This is a genomic window from Mycobacterium sp. NGS67, assembly GCF_059812185.1.
Map to the genome: position 1 here is coordinate 60,227 of NZ_JCALCF010000027.1, position 19,204 is coordinate 79,430.

Here is a 19,204-nt window from a genome sequence, read left to right on the forward strand (position 1 = left end):
CCTTCTCCTCGCCCGGCCTAAAGTCATCGCATGCGGTCGTGGTCTTCTCCGCCCGTCCCGGGACTACCCGGACGCGGCCCCGAGCTACGGCTCTACGACACCGCCGACCGCCAGGTGCGCCCGGTCACTCCCGGCGCAAAAGCCAGCATGTACGTCTGCGGCATCACCCCCTATGACGCCACGCATCTCGGCCACGCCGCCACCTACCTCGCGTTCGACCTGATCCACCGGCTGTGGCTGGATCTCGGTCACGACGTGCACTACGTGCAGAACGTCACCGACGTCGACGACCCGCTGTTCGAACGCGCCGAGCGCGACGGCATCGACTGGCGCGACCTCGCCGACCGGGAAACCGAACTGTTCCGCCAGGACATGACCGCGCTAAGGGTATTGCCGCCGCAGGAATACGTCGGGGCCACCGAAGCCGTCGCGGAGATGGTCGAACTCGTCGAGAAGATGGTCGCTTCCGGCGCGGCATACGTCCTCGAGGACGAATATCCCGACGTCTACTACCGCGCCGACGCCACGCTGCAGTTCGGCTACGAGTCCGGCTACGACCGCGACACCATGCTTGATCTGTTCGAACAGCGCGGCGGCGACCCGCACCGCCCCGGCAAGACCGACGAACTCGACGCCATGTTGTGGCGGGCCAACCGCCCGGGGGAGCCGTCCTGGCCGTCACCGTTCGGACCCGGCCGTCCGGGCTGGCATGTCGAGTGCGCGGCGATCGCGCTCAGCCGCATCGGCAGCGAACTCGACATCCAGGGTGGCGGTAGCGATCTGATCTTCCCGCACCACGAGTTCACCGCCGCGCACGCCGAATGCGTCTCGGGTGAACGCAGATTTGCCCGCCACTACGTGCATGCCGGAATGATCGGCTGGGACGGGTACAAGATGTCCAAGAGTCGCGGCAACCTGGTGCTGGTCTCGCAACTGCGAACCCAGGGCGTCGACCCGTCTGCGGTCCGGCTAGGTCTGCTGGCCGGGCACTACCGCGCCGACCGATCCTGGAGCCAGGCCACGCTCGACGAGGCGACCGAGCGCCTGCACCGCTGGCGCACCGCGACCGCGGTGGCAGCCGGTCCCGACGCCGCCGACGCGCTGGCCCGGCTGCGCCGGTACCTGGCCGACGATCTCGACACGCCCAAAGCCCTTGCCGCAGTGGATGGTTGGGCTACTGATGCGCTGGAGTACGGCGGCCACGACGAGGCCGCGCCGAAATTGGTGGGCACCGCGATCGACGCCCTGCTGGGAGTGAAGCTGTAAACCCGCGGTGGTACGTTTTCGGCCATGACAGGGGCGCGCGGCACAGTGCAGGACAAGGTCGTCTTCATCACGGGAGCCGGGCGGGGGATCGGCGCGGAGGTAGCGCGCCGGCTGCACAACAAGGGCGCCAAGCTGCTCCTGACCGACCTCGGTGACGCGGAACTGAAGTCGATCGCTGCCGAACTCGGCGGCGACGGGCGGGTGCTGACCGCGGTCGCCGACGTGCGCGACCTGCCGGCCATGCAGGCCGCGGTGGCCCAGGCCGTCGAAAAGTTCGGCGGCCTCGACGTCGTCGTGGCCAATGCCGGTATCGCCAGCTACGGCTCCGTACTCAACATCGATCCCGAGGCGTTCAAGCGGGTGATCGACGTCAACCTGCTCGGAGTCTTCTACACCGTGCGCGCCGCACTGCCGGCCATCATCGACCGCCGCGGCTATGTCCTGGTCGTCTCCTCGCTGGCAGCGTTTGCCGCCGCGCCGGGGATGGCGGCCTACGACATGTCCAAGGCCGGCAACGAACACCTGGCCAACGCGTTGCGGCTGGAGGTTGCCCCGCTCGGTGTCGGCGTCGGCTCGGCACACATGTCCTGGATCGACACCGCGCTGGTCCGCGACACCAAGGAAGATCTGCCCGCCTTCACCGAGCTGCTCGCCAAGCTGCCGTTCCCGCTCAACCAGACGACGTCGGTGAACAAATGCGCCGCGGCGTTCGTCAAGGGCATCGAGGGCCGCAAGGACCACATCTACTGCCCGGACTGGGTTGCCGGGTTCCGATGGCTCAAGCCGGTACTGAGCACGAAATTGGGGACCCTGCCCACCGCCCGGGCGGCCACCGAGGTCGTGCCGAAGATGGACGCGCAAGTCGCCGCGCTCGGCCGGTACACCAGCGCCTACACCCAGGGCCTGGAAAAGCCGCCGAGTACCTGACGCCGTGAAGGTGATCATCTGCGGCGCCGGGATCGCCGGACTCGCCGCCGCCGAGCGCATGACGACCCTCGATGCCGAAGTCGTGCTGCTCGAGCGGGCCCGCGGGCCACGCGCTCAGGGCTACATGATCGATTTCTTCGGCGCCGGCTACGACGCGGCCGAAGCGATGGGGGTGCTGCCCGCGATCCGCGACGTCGGCTACAACTTCGACGAGGCCGCCTTCGTCGACGAAACAGGCCGACAACGCGCGGTGTTGTCCTATGCGAATATGGACCGGGCATTGGGCGGCCGGTTGTGCAGTGTCATGCGGCCCGACCTGGAAAAAGTGTTGCGTGACAATCTGCCCGAGGCCGTCGAGCTCCGGTTCGGCACTTCGGTGGTCGGCCTCGACAACCGCGAAGACGGAGTCACCGTCACCCTCGACGACGGCTCAAAGCTGGACGCCGACCTGCTGATCGGCTCCGACGGCATTCACTCGACCGTGCGAACACTGGCCTTCGGCCCGGAGGCCGGCTACCTGCATTATCTCGGATTCCACACTGCCGCTTGGGTATTCGCGTCACCAGAGATCCGTGACGCCACCGCCGACCGCGTCGTGCTCACCGACACGATCGGCCGGCAGCTGGGTTTCTACGCATTGCGCGACGGGCGGGTCGCGGTGTTCGCGGTGCACCGCACACCCGATCCACAGCTGCCCGATGACGTGCGGGCGGCGATTCAGGACGGCTACGCCGGCATGGGCTGGGTGGTGCCCGAGGCGTTGCAGCGTTGCCCGGAATCCGAACACATCTACTACGACCAGGTCGCCCAGATCCGGATGCCCCGCTGGAGCTCTAACCGGGTGGTGCTGATCGGCGATTCCTGCTCGGCGGTGTCGCTGCTGGCCGGTCAGGGCGCATCGCTGGCCATCGGCGCGGCGTACGTGCTGGCCGAGCAGCTGCGCCGGACGTCGTCGGTGGAGCGGGCGCTGGATTTCTACGAGCGGCTGTGGCGTCCGGTTATCGAGGAGAAGCAGCGGGCCGGGCGCGACGCAGCCGAGCGCTTCCTGCCGTCGTCGAAGTTCCAGCTGTGGACCCGACGCGCCGCGCTGCGGATGGCTCGGTTGCCCGCGGTGAACCGGCGCATCATCAAAGCTTTGGTGGGCGAGCATCCCGCGGTGATCGCCATGCTGCGCGAGGGCAGCGCAGACGACTAGCGACCGAATCCCGGTCGGCGGCGTTTCAGGTAACGCTCGAACTCGGCGGCCAGCGCGTCGCCGTCGATCTGACCCAGCGCCTCGTTGACGTCGAGGGCCGCGTCGCCGTGCTGTTCGAGCGACTGCACATACTCAGCCAGCTCCTGGTCGTCGGAGGCCATCTCGGTGATCTCCTGCTCCCAGGCCTCGGCTTGGGTCGGCAGGTCGGCCAGCGGCACCTCGACGTCGAGCACTTCCTCGACGCGGTGCAGCAGCGCCACCGTCGCTTTCGGGTTGGGCGGGTGCGACACGTAGTGCGGCACCGCCGCCCAGAACGTCACCGCCGGGATACCGGCCGCCACACAGGCGTATTGGAAGACCCCGGCAATGCCGGTAGGTCCCTCGTAACGGGTTTCCTCCAGCCCGAACAGGCGCGCCGACTCCGACGAATAGGCCGCCCCCGAAACCGGCACCGGCCGGGTGTGCGGCGTATCGGCCAACAACGCCCCGAGGATCACCACGGTGTCGACATTGAGCTTGTCGATCACGGCCAGCAGCTCGTCGCAGAAGGTGCGCCAACGCATGTTCGGCTCGACCCCGGACATCAGGACCACGTCGCGCTCGCTGTCGGGCGGTCGGCAATGTGAGATCCGCATCGCCGGCCACTCCAGCTCCCGGGTGACGCCGTCGACCTGGCGGATGACCGGCCGATTGACCTGGTAGTCGTAGTAGGCCTCGTCGTCGATCTCCACGATCGGGGTGGCGTCCCAGATGTCGAACAGGTGTGACACCGCGTCGCTGGCGGCGTCGCCGGCGTCGTTCCAGCCTTCGAAGGCCGCAACCACGACGGTGTTCTGCAGCCGGGGCAGCGTTTCGTCGCCGCCGCTCGGCCCGCCATCCGGCAAAGTCACCTAGCCAGCCTACGGTGTGGCGACCCCACCCGGATGCGCATGTGCGGTGTGGCGTAACGCCTGTTGCAGATCGGTAGGCCGACTATCCTTGGCATGTGGTCGACCCTGACCGACACCAGTACGACACCGACCTCGCCCGCGTTCTGTCGCGGCGGCGCGTGGTGGTGGACGACGGTGTCCCCAGGACCCGGCTATCCGATGCAGACCGACGCGGTCGAGACGAAATATGTTCGGCTGCAAACCAGTTGACCTTGATAACTACGACATTGCCGACCAGATCCGCGAGCGGGCGCGTAAACGGCCCCGCGACCGCCACGTGGGTCGGGTCGAGCACTGGGCGTCCAGGCGTCGGGTGACGACGTAGACTTTGCTGGTCGAGAGGCGTTGCAACGGCTATCGGGGGGCTTGGTTTCCCCTGGTATCCGCCACGCTCGGCAGAGTCAAGGACGCCTTCCGCTACGGAAGGAACGTACGTGAACGCCGCTGATCAGAACACTTTCGCGCCGAACATCCGCCCCGACTGCACCGAGGAACTCACGGCCGCTCTCGGCCGGCGAATCTTGGTGATCGACGGCGCGATGGGCACGGCGATCCAGCGGGACCGGCCCGACGAGGCCGGCTACCGCGGCGAGCGGTTCAAGGACTGGCCGAGCGATCTCGTCGGCAACAACGACCTGCTCAACCTCACCCAGCCGCAGATCATCGAGGGCATTCACCGGGAGTACCTCGAGGCCGGCGCCGACATCCTGGAGACCAACACCTTCAACGCGAACGCGGTTTCGCTGTCCGACTACGACATGGCCGAGCTGGCGTACGAGTTGAATTACACCGGCGCTGCGCTGGCCCGTAAGGCCGCCGACGAGTTCAGCACGCCGGACAAGCCCCGCTACGTCGCAGGGGCGCTGGGGCCGACGACGCGGACCGCGTCGATCTCGCCGGACGTCAACGACCCCGGCGCCCGCAACGTCTCCTACGACCAGCTCGTCGCCGCCTACCTCGAAGCTGCCAACGGCCTGGTCGACGGCGGTGCCGACCTGCTGATCATCGAGACGATCTTCGACTCGCTGAACGCCAAGGCCGCGGTGTTCGCCGTCGAGACGCTCTTCGAGGACCGGGGACGCCGCTGGCCGGTGATCATCTCGGGCACCATCACCGACGCGTCGGGACGAACGTTGTCGGGTCAGGTGACCGAGGCGTTCTGGAACGCGATCAGGCACGCGAAGCCGATCGCGGTGGGCCTCAACTGCGCCCTGGGTGCTCCGGAGATGAGGCCCTACATCGCCGAGGTCGCGCGGATCGCGGACACCTTCGTCTCCTGCTACCCGAACGCCGGACTGCCGAACGCTTTCGGCGAATACGACGAGTCCCCGGAACGTCAGGCCACCTACATTGCCGAGTTCGCCGAGGCCGGCCTGGTCAACCTGGTCGGTGGTTGCTGTGGAACGGCGCCGCCGCACATCGCCGAGATCGCCAAGGTCGTCGAGGGCAAGCCGCCGCGCGAGCTGCCCGAGATCCCGGTGGCCACCCGGCTTTCGGGCCTGGAGCCGCTCAACATCGACGACGACTCCCTGTTCGTCAACATCGGTGAGCGCACCAACATCACCGGTTCCGCCCGGTTCCGCAACCTGATCAAGGCCGAGGACTACGACACCGCGCTCTCGGTCGCCCTGCAGCAGGTCGAGGTCGGTGCGCAGGTGATCGACATCAACATGGACGAGGGCATGATCGACGGCGTCGCCGCGATGGACCGGTTCACCAAGCTGATCGCCGCCGAGCCCGACATCAGCCGCGTGCCGGTGATGATCGACTCCTCGAAATGGGAGGTCATCGAGGCGGGCCTGAAAAACGTGCAGGGCAAACCGATCGTCAACTCGATCTCGATGAAGGAGGGCGAGGAGAAGTTCATCCGCGAGGCGAAGCTGTGCCGCAAGTACGGCGCCGCCGTCGTCGTGATGGCTTTCGACGAGCAGGGGCAGGCCGACAACCTGGAGCGCCGCAAAGAGATCTGCGGGCGCGCCTACCGGATCCTGACCGAGCAGGTCGGCTTCCCGGCCGAGGACATCATCTTCGACCCGAACTGCTTCGCGCTGGCGACCGGCATCGAAGAGCACGCAACCTACGGAATCGACTTCATCGAGGCATGCGCCTGGATCAAGGAAAACCTGCCCGGGGTGCACATCTCCGGCGGCATCTCGAACGTGTCGTTCTCGTTCCGCGGCAACAACCCCGTCCGCGAGGCGATCCACGCGGTGTTCCTCTACCACGCCATCAAGGCCGGCCTGGACATGGGCATCGTCAACGCCGGCGCGCTGGTGCCCTACGACTCGATCGACCCCGAGCTGCGGGACCGCATCGAGGACGTCGTCCTGAACCGTCGCGAGGATGCCGCCGAGCGGCTGCTGGAGATCGCTGAACGGTTCAACAAGTCCGAGAAGGGCGAAGATCCGCAGGCGGCCGAGTGGCGCAGCCTGCCGGTCCGCGAACGGATCACGCACGCTTTGGTCAAGGGCATCGACGCCCACGTCGACGCCGACACCGAGGAGTTGCGCGCCGAGATCGCCGGTGCGGGCGGCCGCCCGATCGAGGTGATCGAGGGTCCGCTGATGGACGGCATGAACGTCGTCGGCGATCTCTTCGGCTCGGGCAAGATGTTCCTGCCCCAGGTCGTGAAGTCGGCCCGGGTGATGAAAAAGGCCGTCGCCTACCTGCTGCCGTTCATCGAAGAGGAGAAGGCCGAGAACGGGACAGCTGATTCCAAGGACACCAACGGCACCATCGTGATGGCGACCGTCAAGGGCGACGTCCACGACATCGGCAAGAACATCGTCGGCGTCGTCCTGCAGTGCAACAACTTTGAGGTGATCGACCTCGGGGTGATGGTGCCCGCGAGCAAGATCCTGGACGCGGCCAAGGAGCACGACGCCGACATCATCGGGCTGTCCGGGCTGATCACCCCGTCGCTGGACGAGATGGCGAACTTCGCCGTCGAGATGGAACGCGAGGGCCTGGAGATCCCGCTGCTGATCGGTGGCGCGACCACCTCACGCGCCCACACGGCGGTGAAGATTTCGCCGCGTCGCAGCGGTCCGGTGGTCTGGGTGAAGGACGCGTCCCGCTCGGTGCCGGTGGCTGCCGCACTGCTCGACGACAAGCAGCGTCCGGCGCTGTTGGAGGCGACCGAGAAGGACTACGCGTCGCTGCGCGAACGGCACGCCCAGAAGAACGAGCGGCCGATGCTGACGCTGGAGAAGGCGCGCGCCAACCGGACGCCGGTCGATTGGGACGGCTACACGCCACCGGTGCCGGCGATCGGTGCTGGAGTACGAGAATTCCAGGATTACGACCTGGCCGAGCTGCGCGAGTACATCGACTGGCAACCGTTCTTCAACGCCTGGGAGATGAAGGGCCGGTTCCCCGACATCCTCAACAACCCCGCCACCGGCGAGGCGGCGCGCAAGCTCTACGACGACGCCCAGGAGATGCTCGACATCCTGATCAAGGAGAAGTGGCTGACGGCCAACGGGGTGATCGGGTTCTTCCCGGCCAACGCCGTGGGGGACGACATCGAGGTCTACACCGACGACAGCCGCACCGAGGTGCTGACCACGTTGCACAATCTGCGCCAGCAGGGTGAGCACCGCGAAGGGATCCCGAACCGGTCGCTGGGCGATTTCGTCGCGCCCAAGGACACGGGTCTGGCTGACTACGTCGGAGCGTTCGCTGTCACCGCCGGCTTGGGCAGCCAGGACAAGATCATGGAGTTCAAGGCGGCCCTGGACGACTACAGCGCGATTCTGCTGGAGTCGATCGCCGACCGGTTGGCCGAGGCGTTCGCCGAACGGATGCACGAACGGGTCCGCAAGGAATTCTGGGGATACCAGCCCGAAGAGAATCTCGACAATGAGTCACTCATCGGTGAGAAGTACGTCGGCATCCGCCCGGCGCCTGGTTACCCGGCCTGCCCGGAGCACACCGAGAAGGTGACGCTCTGGAAGTTGATGGACGTCCGCGAGCGGACCGGCATCGAGCTGACCGAGTCGATGGCGATGTGGCCCGGTGCAGCGGTCAGCGGCTGGTACTTCTCTCATCCGCAGTCGCAGTACTTCGTCGTCGGCCGGATGGCGCAGGACCAGGTCGCCGACTACGCCAAGCGCAAGGGCTGGACGTTGCAGGAGGCGGAACGCTGGCTGGCCCCCAACCTGGGCTACAACCCCGAGGACTGACGCCAGGGTTGCGCGAGCAGACGCAAAAGCCCCCATTTCGTGCCGAAATGAGGGGCTTTTGCGTCTGCTCGGCGTGATATCAATATGACTTTGCTGGCCGGCGCATGGAACAATCGCTGGCCGTGAAGACCTTCGAGGATCTGTTCGCCGAGCTCGGTGAACGTGCCCGCACCCGACCCCCGGGCAGCGCCACGGTGGCGGCGCTGGACGCCGGCGTGCACACCTTGGGCAAGAAGATCCTGGAGGAGGCCGGCGAAGTGTGGCTGGCCGCCGAGCACGAGCCCGACGAGGCGCTGGCCGAAGAGATCAGCCAATTGCTGTACTGGACCCAGGTGCTGATGATCTCGCGCGGGCTGTCCCTCGACGACGTCTACCGGAAGCTGTGAGCATGTTGCGCGTCGCGGTGCCCAACAAGGGCGCGTTGAGCGAGCCGGCCACCGAGATCCTGTCGGAGGCCGGATACCGCCGTCGCACCGATCCCAAAGACCTGACCGTCATCGATCCCGTCAACAACGTCGAGTTCTTCTTTCTGCGGCCCAAAGACATTGCCATCTATGTCGGTTCGGGAGAACTCGACTTCGGCATCACCGGACGCGACTTGGCGCTGGATTCCGATGCACCCGTACGTGAACGACTGGCGCTCGGTTTCGGGTCGTCCAGATTCCGCTACGCCGGCCCGGCCGGGCGGGACTGGACGATCGCAGACCTGGCCGGTAAACGCATCGCCACCGCATACCCCAACCTGGTCCGAAAAGACCTGGCCCACCGCGGAATCGACGCGACCGTCATCAGACTCGATGGCGCAGTGGAGATTTCGGTGCAGCTCGGGGTTGCCGACGCAATCGCCGACGTCGTGGGCTCTGGCCGCACCCTGAGCTTGCACGATCTGGTGGCTTTCGGTGAGCCGCTGTGTGATTCGGAGGCGGTGCTGATAGAACGCGCCGACGGCCAACCCTCCGCGGCGCGCGATCAACTGGTCGCTCGGGTCCAGGGTGTGGTGTTCGGCCAGCAGTACCTGATGCTCGATTACGACTGTCCGCGTTCAGTACTGGAGAAGGCGACCGCCATTACCCCGGGCCTGGAGTCGCCTACCATCGCCCCGCTCGCCGATCCGGACTGGGTCGCGGTACGCGCCCTGGTACCGCGCCGCGATATCAACGGCATCATGGATCAACTCGCCGTGATCGGCGCCAAGGCGATCCTGGCCTCCGACATCAGGTTCTGCCGATTCTGATCCGCTCTCAAGCGGTTAGCTGTGTTAACGTCCCGCTGGGACCCGTGCATCCACGGCATTCCCATGACCGTCGCCAGGCTCTACGTCTGTCCCAGGAGGGATGCTGTGACGCAAGTTCTCGTCCTGCTGTTGGCCTTGCTAATCGGAGTGGTTGCTGGTCTGCGCTCCCTGACGGCTCCGTCCGCCGTCGCCTGGGCCGTCTTCCTCAGCTGGCTCAACCTGACCGGCACTTGGGCGTCCTGGGTGGGCAACCTGGTGACCGTGGTGATCTTGAGTTTGCTGGCGGTCGCAGAACTGGTCAACGACAAGCTTCCCAAGACCCCGCCGCGCACCGCGACGCCGGTGTTCCTGGTCCGGCTGATCATGGGCGGATTCGCCGGCGCGGTCATCGGCACCGCGTGGGGCCACAAATGGGAGGCACTCGGAGCCGGTGTCATCGGCGCGGTGCTGGGCACTATCGGCGGCTACCAGGCACGACGGGCGTTGGTGGCCAAGAACGGCGGTCATGATTTGCCGATCGCCCTGCTCGAAGACGCCGTCGCGGTGCTGGGCGCGTTCGCGATCGTCGCCGCGGCAGCGGCTTTGTGACCCAACGCTTCGACGCGATCGTCGTCGGCGCCGGCCAGGCCGGACCACCACTGGCGGGGCGCCTGACCGCCGCCGGGCAGCGGGTCGCGGTCATCGAGCGTCAGCACGTCGGCGGTACCTGCGTCAACTACGGATGCATCCCCACCAAGACGCTGGTGGCCAGCGCCCACGCCGCTCACCTGGCGCGCCGCGGCGCCGAGTACGGCGTGGGTACCGGCGACGTCAGCGTCGACATGGGCAAGGTCAAGGCCCGCAAAGACGAGATCATGCTCAAAGACCGCAGCGGCGTCCAATCCTGGCTGAACGGCATGGACGGCTGCACCCTCTATCGTGGGCACGCACGTTTCGAGGATCCGCACACCATCCGGGTGGGCGACGACGTGCTGCAAGCCGACCGGATCTTCCTCAACGTCGGTGGCCGTGCCGTGGTCCCCGATATTCCGGGTCTGTCCGAGGTCGACTACCTGACCAACGTGTCGATCCTGGATCTCGACACGGTGCCCGAGCATCTGATCATCGTCGGCGGCAGCTACATCGCGCTGGAGTTCGCGCAGATGTATCGCCGCTTCGGCGCCGGTGTGACCGTCGTCGAGCGTGGACCGCGACTGGCGTCGCGTGAGGACGAAGACGTTTCGACGACCATCCGCGAGATCCTGGAAGGCGAGGGGATCGACATCGTCACCGGCGCCGACGATGTACGAGTTGCCAAGCGCGACAACAACATTCAACTGACTCCCAGTGCCGGTGCCGACCCGGTGACCGGCAGCCACCTGCTGATCGCGGTCGGGCGGCAACCCAACACCGACGACCTGGGCTTAGAAGCGGCCGGAGTGCAGACCAACTCCCGAGGGTTCATCGAGGTCGACGACCAGCTCAGAACCAACGTCGACCACATCTGGGCGTTGGGGGACTGCAACGGCAAAGGCGCGTTCACCCACACCTCCTACAACGACTTCGAAATCGTGGCAGCCAACCTGCTGGACGGGGACCCGCGCCGGGTCAGTGACCGCATCACCACCTACGCGCTCTACATCGATCCGCCGCTGGGGCGGGCCGGCATGACGGTCAAGGAGGCCCGCGACTCCGGCCGCACAGTGCTGGTCGGCAAGCGGCCGATGACCAGGGTCGGTCGTGCCGTGGAAAAGGGTGAGACGCAAGGCTTCATGAAGGTCGTGGTCGACGCCGACACGAAGGAGATCCTCGGCGCTGCGATCTTCGGTGTCGGCGGCGACGAGTCCGTGCACTGCATTCTGGACGTCATGTCGGCCAAAGCTCCGTACCCGACACTGTCGCGGACGATGCACATCCATCCGACGGTCAGCGAGCTGATTCCGACTGTGCTTCAGGAGTTAGCGCCGCTGGATCAATAGCGTCTGCGCCGAGGTTCCGACGAAGCCGTCGGTGTCGAAGACTTCGCCCGTCGTCACCCCGGCACCGTCCGGGCCGACGGATGCGCGGGCGCGCAGCGCGAAGTCGTTGCCGACGGGCAGTCGATGCAGATGCACGACGGTGTCGGTGTTCATGAAGGCGAATTCGTTCGGGTCCAGGATCTTGCCGACGCCGTTCGCGCAGTCCACCACCGCGGCCAGCCGCTGCAGCGGCGTCGTCTCCTCGGCGTCGACGATGAATCCCGTCGGGCTGAACCAGGACACCGCCGGGGCGCCGTCGTCGACGCGTTGCGGCCGCCAGTTGATCGCGTCGAAATAGCCGCCGGCGTCGGCGAAGACGTCCGGGACCGGCTGGGCCGGGCCTTCCCGCAACGGTTGATAGCGGTCGGAGGAAGCGTCGGAGGTGTCGGAGACCGCGATCAGCCAGGCGGACATCCGCGCCACGGCGCGGGTGGAGCCGTCGGCGCGTTCGGCGTGCATCTCGGCGGACATCATCGCCACCCGCGATCCCGGTCGTTCCACCCAGGCTCGGGCCTGTACCGGCGCGACCGGGATTGCGCCCAAGATGTCCAGGCTGAGCCGGCCGATCCGCAAACCAGTCCCGGCTGCGAGTTCCTCGATCATTTTGGTCAGCAGCGCCAACGGCGGGGAGCCGTGCTGCAGGTCGGGCCCCCAGTTGCTGCGGGTGAACTCGGTCGAATCGAACCGCTGGTAACCGTCGCCGGCCGCGGGCAGACGACGATAGAAGCTTCCGCTCATGCCGCCGGTTCGGTCGGCCAACCCGGGTACGGCGGTGGCGTGCCGCCGAACGCCGGGCACAGCGCCCGATGGGAACACCAGTCGCACAACCGCGACGGGCTGGGTCGGAAATCGCCTGTCTGGCCGGCGGATTGGATAGCCCGCCAGATGGCCATCAAGGTCTTCTCGAACCGCAGCAACTCGTCATGGTCGGGTGTGTAATCCAGCAGCTGACCGTCGGCGAGGTAGATCAGCCGCAGCCGGGTGGGCAGCACCCCGCGTGAGCGCAGCAGCGCCACCGCATAGAACTTCATCTGAAACATGGCCTTGAACTCGGCCAGCGCGCGCGCCTCCGGCGGGGCTTTGCCGGTCTTGTAGTCCACGACGCGCAGCTCACCGGTGGCCGCGACGTCGATCCGGTCGATGTAGCCGCGCAACAAGGTGCCGTCGGCCAGCTCGACCTCGACCCGCTGCTCGCAGCATTGCGGATCGAAGCGGGTCGGGTCCTCCAGACGGTAGTAGCCCGACAACAGCGCGCGTGCTTCGTCGAGCAGCTGCGCTCGCTGCTCGGCGTCCAGATCACCGGCCAGGGCAGGGTCGCGACCGCACACCTGCTCCCACGCCGGCTCTACCAGCGAACATGCGGTGTCCGGGCCGCGCTGACCGGCGGGCAGCCCGTAGAGCTGCTCCAACGCGACGTGCACCACCGAACCGCGCAGCTGTGGCGTCGACGGCGCTTCGGGCAACCGGTCGATCGCCCGGAAGCGGTACAGCAGCGGGCACTGCTTGAAATCCGCGGCCCGCGACGGCGACAACGCCGGTCGCGGGCTGTGCGCAACCGGTGGTGCCACCGCCAGCTGTTCGGTCATATCCGCAGCTTAAGACCGGACACCGACAAATGGCCCCGAGCACTCGCGTCGGCGAGTCGACTGGCACGCTGGACGGCGTGTCAGCAACCGGTCCGTTCACCGCCGGCGAGCGCGTCCAGCTCACCGATGCCAAGGGCCGTCACTACACGATGTCGCTGACCCCGGGCGGCGAATTCCACACGCATCGGGGCCGCATCGCCCACGACGCGATCATCGGACTGGACCAGGGCAGCGTGGTCAAATCCAGCAACGGCGCGCTGTTCCTGGTGCTACGGCCGCTGCTGGTCGACTACGTCATGTCCATGCCCCGCGGCCCGCAAGTGATCTACCCCAAGGACGCCGCGCAGATCGTGCACGAAGGCGACATCTTCCCCGGAGCACGGGTGCTGGAAGCCGGCGCCGGTTCCGGTGCGTTGACATTGTCGTTGTTGCGGGCGGTCGGGCCGCAGGGACGGGTCGTCTCCTATGAGCAGCGCGCCGACCATGCCGAACATGCCCGCCGCAACGTCAACACGTTCTATGGCCAACCCCCGGACAACTGGGAACTGGTCATCAGCGACCTGGCCGACTCCGACCTGCCCGACGGCTCCTTCGACCGGGCGGTGCTGGACATGCTGGCGCCGTGGGAGGTGTTGGACGCCGTGGCGCGGTTGGTCGTCGCCGGCGGTGTGCTGATCATCTACGTCGCCACCGTCACCCAGCTCTCAAAAGTGGTGGAAGCGGTGCGGGCCCAGCAGTGCTGGACCGAACCCCGGTCCTGGGAGACGTTGCAGCGCGGCTGGAACGTGGTCGGGTTGGCGGTGCGGCCCCAGCATTCGATGCGTGGGCACACCGCGTTCCTGATCGCCATGCGCCGGTTGGCGCCCGGTGCGGTGGCCCCGGCTCCGTTGGGGCGCAAACGGGTTGGGCGCGACGGCTAATCGTCGCTGCGGTTCAATCCCCGCCGCACCGACAGCAACTCGAACTCCGGATGCCCCGCCACCAACCGCTCGGCCCGATCGAGCACGTCGACCACATGAGACCGGTCGCCCGACACCAAGCCCACGCCGATGCCCGCCCGCCGGTGCAGATCCTGCGTTCCGATCTCGGCGGCCGACACACTGAACTTGCGTTGCAGTTCTGCGACCACTGGACGGATGACCGAGCGCTTCTGCTTGAGCGAGCGCACGTCACCAAGCAACAGGTCGAATTCCAGCCACCCGATCCACATCCGAGGATCAGGGCGTCGGCGACGGGCTAGGTTCTGGGCTGGGCGGCGGCGGTGACGTCGGCGGCGGCGGTGACGTCGGTGGCGGCGGTGACGTCGGTGGCAACGTCCCCGCATTCTGCATCGCCAGCAACATCTCGGCGGTCTTGCGGGACAGCTGCCAACCCCCCTGGAAGGCGGTGAACTCCATCGGGAAGGTGAACTCGCGGTGCTGCGGATTGGCGGTCGTGACCACGACGGTGGCCATGACGTTGGATGGGTTCTGACTCGACCAGGCGATGTTGTTCGCGACAAACGTCATCGGCAGGTAGCCGCCGTCACGGGCGGCGTTGGTGAACCGGTCGAGGGCGCCGACGGTCTCCGGGCCCGACCCCTGCACCAAGTCCAGTTTGTTGCTGCCCGGCACCGCCGGGTCGGCCAGGCGGGACAACACGTCGGAGAGGTTCTCGGGCGTCGGCAGGGGGGCGTTGGGCTGGGCTGCCGCGGTGCTCGACATCGGGGGCGGAGGCGGCGTGTTTGCCGAGTCCATCGTCTTCGCCGTGTCACGTGAGCATCCAACGACCCCCAGCGCGGCCACGACGATCGCGGCACCTACTGTTACGCAGACGTTTCGGGACATCCCGGCGACCGTCGCGATTAGCCGCAAAAAGTGGGTAAACAGCGGAATGCAACGTAAGTCACACCCGGGCCCGCAACGCCCGGTGCCGTGCCGATCAGAATGCCTGTGGCTAGGGATTTCACGGTCACAGAAGTCCTTTCGCTCGGCCCGAGTAGAAGCAGAGATTACCAGCGTGACCCAACTTGTAACTTTTCAACGGCATTTGACTGCGCACATCGAACGCCGTTGGCCGGTAGCTTGGATGTATCCGCCACGCCATTCCTGGTGCGGGAAAGGAGCGCAACATGGGTGACTCAGAGCGTTCTGAAGCCTTCAAGACATCCCGCGATATTCCCCTGTCCAGCGACGATGCTGCCGAACTAGAACAGCTGCGCCGCGAGGCCGCCGTTCTGCGCGAACAGTTGGACAACGCGGTCGCGCATCAAGGCTCGGCGCGTTCTGCCCGCGATGTGCACCAACTCGAAGCCCGAATCGACTCCCTTGCCGCGCGCAATTCCAAATTAATGGAAACTCTTAAAGAGGCCCGCCAACAACTGTTGGCGTTGCGGGAGGAAGTCGACCGGTTGGGGCAGCCGCCCAGCGGCTACGGCGTCCTGCTCGGCACTCACGAGGACGAAACCGTCGACGTGTTCACCTCGGGTCGCAAGATGCGCCTGACCTGCTCGCCGAACATCGACACCACCGTGCTGCGGAAGGGGCAGACGGTCCGGCTCAACGAAGCCCTCACCGTCGTCGAGGCCGGGACGTTCGAATCCGTCGGCGAGATCTCCACGCTGCGCGAGGTGCTCGCCGACGGTCACCGCGCGTTGGTGGTCGGTCACGCCGACGAGGAGCGCATCGTGTGGCTGGCCGAGCCGCTCGTCGCCGAGGATCTGCCAGAAGGCCACCCCGACGCCCTCAACGACGACAGCCGGCCGCGCCGGCTGCGGCCCGGCGACTCGTTGCTGGTCGACACCAAAGCCGGCTATGCGTTCGAGCGCATCCCCAAGGCCGAGGTCGAGGACCTGGTGCTCGAAGAAGTTCCCGACGTCAGCTACTCCGACATCGGCGGCCTCACCCGCCAGATCGAGCAGATCCGCGACGCCGTCGAGCTGCCGTTCCTGCACAAGGACCTTTACCGGGAGTACGCACTGCGGCCGCCCAAAGGTGTGCTGCTCTACGGCCCCCCCGGTTGCGGTAAGACGCTGATCGCCAAGGCCGTTGCCAACTCGCTGGCCAAGAAGATGGCTGATTTGCGCGGCGACGACGCCCGCGAGGCGAAGTCCTACTTCCTCAACATCAAGGGTCCCGAGCTGCTGAACAAGTTCGTCGGTGAGACCGAGCGCCACATCCGGCTGATCTTCCAGCGTGCGCGGGAGAAGGCTTCGGAGGGCACACCCGTCATCGTGTTCTTCGACGAGATGGACTCGATCTTCCGCACCCGCGGCACCGGCGTTTCGTCGGACGTCGAGACCACCGTGGTCCCGCAGCTGCTGTCTGAGATCGACGGCGTGGAGGGGCTCGAGAACGTCATCGTGATCGGCGCCTCCAACCGGGAGGACATGATCGACCCCGCGATCCTGCGGCCCGGCCGTCTCGACGTCAAGATCAAGATCGAACGCCCGGATGCCGAAGCGGCACAGGACATCTACTCCAAGTACCTGGTGGAGACGTTGCCGGTGCACGCCGACGATCTGGCCGAGTTCGACGGCGACCGGTCGGCCTGCATTGCCGCGATGATCGAAAAGGTCGTCGAGCGGATGTACGCCGAGATCGACGACAACCGGTTCCTGGAGGTCACCTACGCCAACGGTGACAAGGAGGTCATGTACTTCAAAGACTTCAACTCCGGGGCGATGATCCAGAACGTGGTCGACCGCGCGAAGAAGAACGCGATCAAATCTGTGCTGGAGACCGGGCAGCCGGGTCTGCGCATCCAGCACCTGCTCGACTCGATCGTCGACGAGTTCGCCGAGAACGAGGACCTGCCCAACACCACCAACCCCGATGACTGGGCACGGATCTCGGGCAAGAAGGGCGAGCGGATCGTCTACATCCGCACGCTGGTCACGGGTAAGTCGTCGAGCGCGTCGCGGGCCATCGACACCGAGTCGAACTTGGGTCAGTACCTGTAAGCATCCGGCGGCCTGTGCGACTAATGTCGCAGCGGTGCGATTGCGTTTCGAGGCCGGGGACGACGATGCCTATTACGCGGTCCGGGACGAGTTGCTCTATGAACTCGGCGGTTCTGGAGACGTGCCGGACGGACTGACGTCCGACATCCAGCTCTTCCTGGATTGGCGCTACCACTACTCCAACCGCAAGCTCGACGAGTTCTCCGCCAGCGACGTCACTGAATTTCTGCTCGAGTGGTGTCCCCGCAAGGTCGCTCGTGCAGCCGACAGCGCCCACGAGTTGTGCGAAGCGGTCTCTGTCTACTTCGACTTCATGGCCCGCAGTGGCCGGTTGGTCGGCGGTGTGGATCGGGCGAACCGACTCGGGCGCTTGGCCGTAGATCTCGTCGCGAGTATGCGAGAAGAGATGAGCGATCCCGCCAACTTCGGCATGGGCAAATCATTACTGGATGGTTTGGATCTGTCCGAACTGTCCGAGTCCGAGGTGCAGGCCGCGCTGGACGCGCGGATGAACGAGTTCAACGCGCTGCCGTTCGAGCAGCGCAGAGCGCTCACCGACAGATTCTTCGAGGGCGAAGAGCCCGAAGCGGCTCCGGCCGAGCCATACGAGTTGCCGTTCGTCTACGTCGCGCCGCCAATGGCCGACGTGGAGGCTGCTGCCGCGGCGGCGCCACTGATGGCCAAGCTCGATGCGCTGCGCGACTATCTCGGCCCGGGCGGAAAAGCCTTGACGGCCAAAGGAAATCTGAAGTTAGCCGATGGTCGGGCGTTGATAGAACTGCTCGACACCGGCGACGAGATGGACCCGCAGATCGGCGACAAGACCTGGCGGACACACACTACGGCCAATTTGCCCGGGTTGAATTTCGTCCTGGACATCGCGAAAGTCGTCGGGGCGGTCCGGGTGCATCAGCGCCGTTTGGTTCCAGTCAAGGCGTGGAACGCCCACTCGATCCTGCAGCGAGCGAAGACACTCGTTGCGACGATCATCGAGTTCGGGCCCCTGCAGTTGCGCTATGCCGGCGGTTATCCGTATTTCGACGACCTCCACGAGTTGCTCGACGACGGGGTCGTGCATTGGCTGGCCCCGCTGCTCGCACCTGGGAACTCCCAACTTTCGTTCGATTCGATTCTGCAGTGGGCCCGTTCCGTCACCGACGATCAGTTGCAGGACGATGCAAACCTGATGGACAGGTTCGTCGGGGACTGTATGAGCCGCATTTTCGAGATTCTCGAGCAAACCGGCGCAGTGCGGTGGGCCGACCGCGTGGAGGTACCGCATCGGTATGGGGGCTATTGGACTGATGGCACCGTGTCACTGACCGCGCTTGGTCGTCATGTGTTGCCCGACTTTCTCGACCAGGCCGGCTACGTCCTGCGGCAGGCGGAGGACGTAGCCGATAGCGACGCCAGCACATTGCTCGCCGCGATGGTGTCGATGCCGGACAGCTGCGACGCCTTGATGGCCGGTTGGCAACCGTCCCGGTCGCCGGCCGAGCGGGTGCAGATGCTTACCCAGGCCATCGTGGCTTCCGATGACGCGGCGAGTCGGATTACGGGCTTCGCGGCGCTGGATTCGTTCGACGTAGAGACATCCGAGCCGATCATTCGTCAACTCTTGGACACTGCGGTCGCCGGACATGCGGCGCTGTGGTTGATCTCCCGCGAGCGCGCCGACGCGGCGACCCTCGGCAGCTTCATCGACGTCACGGTATTGGTTGACTCGCTGGCAATCGAGGTGGACAACCCGGAGAAACTCCGCAGCTTTTTCGCCAAACTGGACGAACCGTTGCAGGTGCTCGAGGACCTGTGGCGTCATGCCGCGCCCGAGACCGCCGTGGTGCTCGATGCGCTAGGGCATCACCTGTCGGACAAGGCGCTTTCGAAGGCCGCGCGTAAGGCGGCCATCAAGCATCGCAGCTGGATGGCGAACCGCAGGGACTAGG

At 66.2% G+C, this 19,204-nt stretch carries 16 protein-coding genes; 11 read left to right on the forward strand and 5 right to left on the reverse strand.

Annotated elements, in window-relative coordinates:
* Positions 1-30: 30 nt before the first annotated feature.
* Genes mshC through AC5Y4D_RS21590 form a run of 3 tightly spaced genes read left to right on the forward strand, consistent with a single transcriptional unit; the run spans position 31 to position 3,388 of the window.
* Positions 31-1,266: a cysteine--1-D-myo-inosityl 2-amino-2-deoxy-alpha-D-glucopyranoside ligase gene (mshC, locus tag AC5Y4D_RS21580; protein ID WP_500038168.1), complete on the forward strand. Its 1,236-nt coding sequence runs from the start codon at positions 31-33 to the stop codon at positions 1,264-1,266.
* A gap of 24 nt (positions 1,267-1,290) precedes the next feature.
* Positions 1,291-2,193 (forward strand): SDR family oxidoreductase, encoded by a 903-nt coding sequence (locus AC5Y4D_RS21585; protein ID WP_500038169.1) that lies wholly within the window; start codon positions 1,291-1,293, stop codon positions 2,191-2,193.
* Positions 2,194-2,197: 4 nt separating this feature from the next.
* On the forward strand, positions 2,198-3,388 hold the full coding sequence (locus AC5Y4D_RS21590; protein WP_500038170.1) for an FAD-dependent monooxygenase: 1,191 nt from the start codon (positions 2,198-2,200) through the stop codon (positions 3,386-3,388).
* Here the strand turns inward: AC5Y4D_RS21590 and AC5Y4D_RS21595 are convergent.
* Entirely contained in the window at positions 3,385-4,278 is an 894-nt protein-coding gene (locus AC5Y4D_RS21595; RefSeq protein WP_499991084.1) for a PAC2 family protein, read from the reverse strand. The two genes, AC5Y4D_RS21590 and AC5Y4D_RS21595, sit on opposite strands and share 4 nt — an antisense overlap.
* 473 nt (positions 4,279-4,751) lie before the next feature.
* On the opposite strand from AC5Y4D_RS21595, the gene metH reads away from it, so the two are divergent.
* The 5 genes from metH to AC5Y4D_RS21620 all read left to right on the forward strand — a co-directional run bounded on the left by metH (position 4,752) and on the right by AC5Y4D_RS21620 (position 11,693).
* The gene (gene metH, locus AC5Y4D_RS21600) at positions 4,752-8,501 is read left to right on the forward strand and encodes a methionine synthase (RefSeq protein ID WP_500038171.1); all 3,750 of its coding nucleotides are present in this window, start codon (positions 4,752-4,754) and stop codon (positions 8,499-8,501) included.
* 104 nt (positions 8,502-8,605) lie between these two features.
* Positions 8,606-8,887, forward strand: a complete 282-nt coding sequence (locus AC5Y4D_RS21605; RefSeq protein WP_499945070.1) for a phosphoribosyl-ATP diphosphatase — start codon at positions 8,606-8,608, stop codon at positions 8,885-8,887.
* Between the two features lie 2 nt (positions 8,888-8,889).
* Complete coding sequence (gene hisG, locus AC5Y4D_RS21610) at positions 8,890-9,735, forward strand: ATP phosphoribosyltransferase (protein ID WP_500038172.1); 846 nt, start codon at positions 8,890-8,892, stop codon at positions 9,733-9,735.
* A gap of 105 nt (positions 9,736-9,840) precedes the next feature.
* On the forward strand, positions 9,841-10,323 hold the full coding sequence (locus AC5Y4D_RS21615; RefSeq protein ID WP_499945073.1) for a glycine zipper 2TM domain-containing protein: 483 nt from the start codon (positions 9,841-9,843) through the stop codon (positions 10,321-10,323).
* A complete protein-coding gene (locus AC5Y4D_RS21620) occupies positions 10,320-11,693 on the forward strand; it encodes an FAD-containing oxidoreductase (RefSeq protein WP_499945075.1) in 1,374 nt (457 codons plus the stop codon). Before AC5Y4D_RS21615 ends, AC5Y4D_RS21620 begins: the two co-directional genes overlap by 4 nt.
* On the opposite strand, the gene AC5Y4D_RS21625 is transcribed toward AC5Y4D_RS21620, so the two are convergent.
* Together AC5Y4D_RS21625 and AC5Y4D_RS21630 are read right to left on the reverse strand one after the other, a co-directional pair.
* On the reverse strand, positions 11,673-12,470 hold the full coding sequence (locus tag AC5Y4D_RS21625; RefSeq protein WP_499945077.1) for a thioesterase family protein: 798 nt from the start codon (positions 12,468-12,470) through the stop codon (positions 11,673-11,675). The genes AC5Y4D_RS21620 and AC5Y4D_RS21625 overlap by 21 nt on opposite strands.
* Positions 12,467-13,318: a RecB family exonuclease gene (locus tag AC5Y4D_RS21630; RefSeq protein WP_499945079.1), complete on the reverse strand. Its 852-nt coding sequence runs from the start codon at positions 13,316-13,318 to the stop codon at positions 12,467-12,469. The genes AC5Y4D_RS21625 and AC5Y4D_RS21630 overlap by 4 nt, the downstream gene beginning before the upstream one ends.
* Before the next feature lie 77 nt (positions 13,319-13,395).
* Between AC5Y4D_RS21630 and trmI the strand changes: the two genes are divergently transcribed.
* Positions 13,396-14,238, forward strand: a complete 843-nt coding sequence (gene trmI, locus AC5Y4D_RS21635; protein ID WP_499945080.1) for a tRNA (adenine(58)-N(1))-methyltransferase TrmI — start codon at positions 13,396-13,398, stop codon at positions 14,236-14,238.
* Here trmI and AC5Y4D_RS21640 read toward each other — a convergent pair.
* The gene (locus tag AC5Y4D_RS21640; protein WP_499945082.1) at positions 14,235-14,528 is read right to left on the reverse strand and encodes a DUF503 domain-containing protein; all 294 of its coding nucleotides are present in this window, start codon (positions 14,526-14,528) and stop codon (positions 14,235-14,237) included. The two genes, trmI and AC5Y4D_RS21640, sit on opposite strands and share 4 nt — an antisense overlap.
* Positions 14,529-14,535: 7 nt before the next feature.
* Positions 14,536-15,144 carry a lipoprotein LppK gene (gene lppK, locus AC5Y4D_RS21645; RefSeq protein ID WP_499945083.1) on the reverse strand — a complete coding sequence of 203 codons (609 nt, stop codon included), beginning with the start codon at positions 15,142-15,144 and terminating at the stop codon, positions 14,536-14,538.
* Between the two features lie 284 nt (positions 15,145-15,428).
* On the opposite strand from lppK, the gene arc reads away from it, so the two are divergent.
* On the forward strand, positions 15,429-17,258 hold the full coding sequence (arc, locus tag AC5Y4D_RS21650) for a proteasome ATPase (RefSeq protein WP_499945084.1): 1,830 nt from the start codon (positions 15,429-15,431) through the stop codon (positions 17,256-17,258).
* 34 nt (positions 17,259-17,292) lie between these two features.
* Positions 17,293-19,203, forward strand: coding sequence for a hypothetical protein (locus tag AC5Y4D_RS21655; protein ID WP_499945085.1), 1,911 nt, complete (start codon positions 17,293-17,295; stop codon positions 19,201-19,203).
* The last annotated feature ends 1 nt before the right edge of the window (position 19,204 follow it).